General features: G+C 70.3%; 5 protein-coding genes. 1 reads left to right on the plus strand and 4 read right to left on the minus strand.

Annotation, left to right across the window (positions count from 1 at the left end):
- From E1266_RS35800 to E1266_RS35815, 4 genes are all read right to left on the minus strand, one after another.
- On the minus strand, positions 1-865 hold an 865-nt coding region (locus tag E1266_RS35800), incomplete at its 3' end, for an SGNH/GDSL hydrolase family protein (RefSeq protein WP_165966350.1).
- A 74-nt stretch (positions 866-939) separates the two neighbouring features.
- The gene (locus E1266_RS35805) at positions 940-1,563 is read right to left on the minus strand and encodes an SGNH/GDSL hydrolase family protein (RefSeq protein ID WP_132054812.1); all 624 of its coding nucleotides are present in this window, start codon (positions 1,561-1,563) and stop codon (positions 940-942) included.
- Positions 1,563-1,820: an acyl carrier protein gene (locus E1266_RS35810; protein ID WP_131954036.1), complete on the minus strand. Its 258-nt coding sequence runs from the start codon at positions 1,818-1,820 to the stop codon at positions 1,563-1,565. The genes E1266_RS35805 and E1266_RS35810 overlap by 1 nt, the downstream gene beginning before the upstream one ends.
- 454 nt (positions 1,821-2,274) lie before the next feature.
- Positions 2,275-3,297: a sulfotransferase gene (locus E1266_RS35815; RefSeq protein WP_132054814.1), complete on the minus strand. Its 1,023-nt coding sequence runs from the start codon at positions 3,295-3,297 to the stop codon at positions 2,275-2,277.
- A gap of 557 nt (positions 3,298-3,854) precedes the next feature.
- Here E1266_RS35815 and E1266_RS35820 point away from each other — a divergent pair.
- On the plus strand, positions 3,855-4,526 hold the full coding sequence (locus E1266_RS35820) for a hypothetical protein (RefSeq protein WP_132054816.1): 672 nt from the start codon (positions 3,855-3,857) through the stop codon (positions 4,524-4,526).
- Positions 4,527-4,543 lie beyond the last annotated feature (17 nt).

Genomic DNA, 4,543 nt, shown 5'->3' on the forward strand with positions numbered 1-4,543 from the left:
GCTGTGTATAAGAGACAGCAGTAGCGGGGGTCGTAGTGGCAGGGCTCGTAGGTGCAGGGCTCGTGGTGGCCGGGCTCGTGGTGGCGGGGACGGGGGTCGCGGCGCGGGCGAGGTCCTCGGCCCAGGCCCGGTAGCCGGCGGGCGACGGGTGGAAGCCGTCGCTCGCGAACAGCCGGCGGTCGCGCGCCATCGCCTCGTCCATCGGGGCGTGGACGGCGCCGCGCGACCGGGCCGCGTCGCGCATGATCCGGTCCATGATCCGGGCCCGCGCGCCGAGGACGAGCCGCAGCGGCTGCGGGATCGCCGGGAACCGGTGCACGGGCGGCATCCCCGCGACGACCAGCGTCGCGTGCGCGTACCTGCCCTGCAGCGCGGCGATGAGCCGGGACACGTCGTCCGTCCACCGCCGCATCGGGCGCCCCCGGATCAGGTCGTTGATCCCGACGGTCACGACCACGAGGTCCGCGCCTGGTCCCCCGGACGCACCGCCGGGCGGCGCGCCCCCAGGGGGCGTGCCGTTGCCGGACGTGTCCGTGCCGGGGGCGCCGTTCGGGACGAGGCCGGTCGCGACCCGGTGGGCCGTGGCGCCGTTCTCGCCGTTGACCGACCAGGACACGCTGCGCCGCAGGCGCTCCCGCAGCGCCTCGGCCAGGAAGCCCGGCAGGGCCTGCGCGTGCCGGGACGCGCCGACCCCCACCGCGGTGGACTCCCCGATCACGACGACCCGGTAGGCGGGTCCGGCGCCGGGGTCGGTGCCGGGGACGAAGCCGTGCTCGTCACCGGTCGCGGGCGCGAGCCGGGGCGTGCGCCGGGCCGTCCGCCAAGCCTGCACGGCGAGGACCGGCGCGAGCGGAATCAGCAACATCGACTGGGGGACTCGGGCGAAGGTGAATGGTCTCTTCATCTCAATCCCAGACTTGTGCGGTTCGGCCCCCGAGCTCATATCGCCCGCTCGCGGAGCAGGCTTCGTGCGAAGTTCGCGATCACCTCCGCGACATAAGCGTGCCCGCGCGGGTTCAGATGGATTCCGTCGGCGCTCCACATCGCGGGATCGGCGACCTTGTCCACCGTTTCTCGCGCGGGAAACGGTATTCCGAACTCGCGCGTCGCACGGGCGAGCTCCTCGTTGAAGTCGTGAATGCGCTGCACCGTTCGCTTCTTGCGGAACTGCGACATCGGGGACAGGTCGAGCAGCGGCGGCCGCGGCACCGGGATCGCGAGCGCGATCGCGTCGCGCGAGCGGGCCCAGCCGAACAGCTCGGTCAGCCGGGCCGCGGCGGCCGGGCGCTCGAACCCGCGCAGCGCGTCGTTCATCCCGCAGCCGAGCACGACGAGCCCCGGCCGCAGGTCCCGGACGGCGGGCAGCTGGGTGCCGACCACGTCCTCGATCGTCGCGCCCGGGTCGGAGACGTTGAGCATCTCCTCGCGGGAAACGTCCAGCTCACGGGCCAGCCGGCCGGCCCAGCCGAGCCACCCGCCGGCCGGGTCCGGGTCGTTCTGCCCCTCGGCGACGCTGTCGCCGAGCACCACCATGACGGGCCCGCCGCCCGGCCGGTCGGCCATCACGCGACGAGTTCGAGCAGGTAGTCGGTGAGGGCCGTCACCGTCTCCCGGCGCCGCGCCTCGGCCACGTCGACCTCGACCTGGAGATGGTCTTCGATGTCGCTGATGATGCTGATGGCGTAGACGGAGTCCACGCCATACCGTGCCAGTTCGACACCTGGATCGATGTTTTCAGCAGGCCGGTCGAGGTAGAAGGCGATCCTGTCAAGAAGCCACGATTGCAGCTCGTCGTGGGAAATTGTTTCCGATCTGGTCACCGCATTCCTCCTTATGTCAGAGGATCATCGAATCAATCGCGATAGCTATCGGAAGACGAGCAACACGCAAGATACCGGCAAATAGACGATGTGTCTCAGATCCCCATGTGAACGATCGGACACAACCATGTCTCTGTTTCGTAAATTAAGTCAGTTAGACGGTAAAACGGCACTAGGTTACTGACTAGTAACCACTTCCGTTAAGGGGCCCACCGGAAGGCCGCCCGCGAACCCCTGTCCCCGCCCGTCCCACTGGATCCGTCGCTCACCCGCGAACCCATCGCGGCACCCGACCTGCGCCGTTCCCCAGCAGACCCGTCCCGCACGGGCACCCGGCCGGCCACGCCGACCCGGCACGTTCCATGAGAATTTCGGACAAACTCCCAGACTCCCCCATCACGGACGAGTCAGGTCCTTCTTCCTTCGAAGGCAGATATAGCTTGCCCCGCGGAAATCATGCCTGGTCAGCGGCACCGTCCACCGGCACCGGCCCGGTGAGGAGGGAGGCCACCGGATTGGGGTCGCGGGACTGCGCCAGGCGGTCCAGGACCGCGTGCGCCCGCTGCGACCGCCACCGGTGCGCCGCGATCCGGTGGTACTTCGCGAGGTTCGCGGCGGACGGGCGCGCCACCCCCGTCAGCGCGTAGCCGTGCTGGGCCAGCCGCGAGGCGAGGACGTGCTCGACAAGGTCCGCCTCCCAGTCCTCCAGGCGCTCCCGCCACGCGCCGACGTTGCGGGTGTTGGGCGCCTCGTGCGTCCGGAGGTGCCACTTGCGCGCGGACGGCACCGTCTCCCGGGCGTGCTCGTACGCCTTCGTCATCGCCGGGTGGTACTCCTCGCCGAGGAACGCGCACAGCCGCCGCAGCGAGCTCTCCGGTTCGGCGACGAGGTCCTCGTACCGGAACTCGTAGAAGGTCTCCGGGCCGAGGCGGCGGGCGAGGCGCTTCCCGGTGTCGACCGCCTCCCGCCAGGTCAGCGCCGCCGAGAAGGTGTCGCCGTGGTACCAGGGCATCTTCTTCAGCGAGCTGACCGCGTCCCGGCCGTCCCGGACGAGATGGACGAACTGGGCGTCGGGGAACATCCGCTGGAGCATCGGCACCCGGCGGAAGTAGCTCGGGCGCTTGTCGCCCCACCGCGGCTTGCCGTGCTCGCGCGCGTACGCCCGGAAGACGGTCGCCAGGGCCGACCCGAGCGTCGGCGGCGCCTGCACGATCTCCTCGATCGTCTTGTCCGCGTCCAGTTTGAGGACGTGGAACTTCGTGTCCCTGCCCTTGACGATCCACTCCGCGAGCCTGCGCCGGTTCTCCGCCAGCTCCAGGTCACCGAAGGTCTGCCGCACCTCGTACGAGGTGTGCACGAACCTGGTCTCGGACGGGAACGCGATCCGGGGATGCGAGTGCAGCATCTGCTGGAGCAGCGTCGTGCCCGATCGGGGACAGCCGATGATGAAGATCGGCCGGCTGGTCTGCGGAGTCATGGCGCGCCAAAATACTCCGGGATCCTGAGTGAAGACCCAACGCTACCTCAACGAAACCTGAAAGCTCCCCCTGGTTTCGCGTCCCGCCGCAGATCCGATGGCCTGCGGCGGCCAAGTCACTGGAACCGATCATGGCGCCGGAACGCCCAAGGGTCGGGTCGCCGCACCGCGGACGGGCGGCCCCTCTCCCGAGCCGCCGCGGCGAACGGCGAGGTCAGCGGCCGGTCACGGCAACAGATCCGATAGCAGACTTCCCTTATCGCGAGAAATAAGCTAAGTTAACTACTGGTGTGCCGGGAAGTCTGGTCGGCGAGACACCATACGTCTGCGACCAGGAGGGTGGATGAATTCCCGGCACTTCATCATCGCGCCGCCTCCGTCGCCGCGCGTTCCCGCCCCGCCTTACGGCATGATCGCCATGGCCTGGGCGCACGACTTCCCAGATAGCTGAGCCGCTTCCTTCCCCTCCCCCTTCGCGGGCCTTTCCTCACGGGCCGGCGCGCATTAGGCGCGCCCGGCGCGGTCTTCGACGTCCCACAGCGGAAGCGTGCATTCTCATGGCTGAATTCTTCGACGCCGCGTTCGGTTTTCCGACCGCGCTTTTCACTTTCTCTCTCCTAGTCGTCGCCGTGTACTGGGCCTTCGTCCTGGTCGGCGGCCTCGACATGGACCTCCTCGGGGCCGGCGCCGATGCCGATACGGGGGCCGGCGCCGGCCCCGAGGACGGGGACGGGCCCGGCCCGGGCTGGTTCGCCTTCCTCGGCCTCGGCGGTGTCCCCGGCACGGTCGTCCTCTCGCTGCTGATCGCCCTCGCGTGGTTCGTCAGCCTCGCGGGCTCGGCGCTGCTGGACGGCGCCTTCCTGCGGACCCTCGTCCTGGCCGTCGCGCTGATCGCGGCCTGGGCCGGGACGCGGCTGGCCGTGCTGCCGCTGCGCCGCGTCCTGCGCCGCCCGGTCGAGGCGTCGCTGCGCGACTTCGTCGGGCTGCCCTGCGTCATCCGCACCGGGCGGGTCGGCCCGGACTTCGGCCAGGCCGAGGTCACCGCCCCCGACGGCTCGTCCGCCATCGTCCAGGTGCGGCGGCCCGCGATGGACGTGGCCGTGGCGGGCGGCGCGGAGGGCACCGCCCTCACCGCCGGCAGCCACGCACTGATCTTCGATTTCGACCCGGCCGGCCAGTTCTTCTGGGTGATGCCGCACGACGCGGCGTTCGACCGCCCGGCCGTCTAGCCCCCGCGACCCGACCC

This window comes from Actinomadura sp. 7K534 (genome assembly GCF_004348575.1).
Lineage (GTDB): Bacteria > Actinomycetota > Actinomycetes > Streptosporangiales > Streptosporangiaceae > Spirillospora > Spirillospora livida.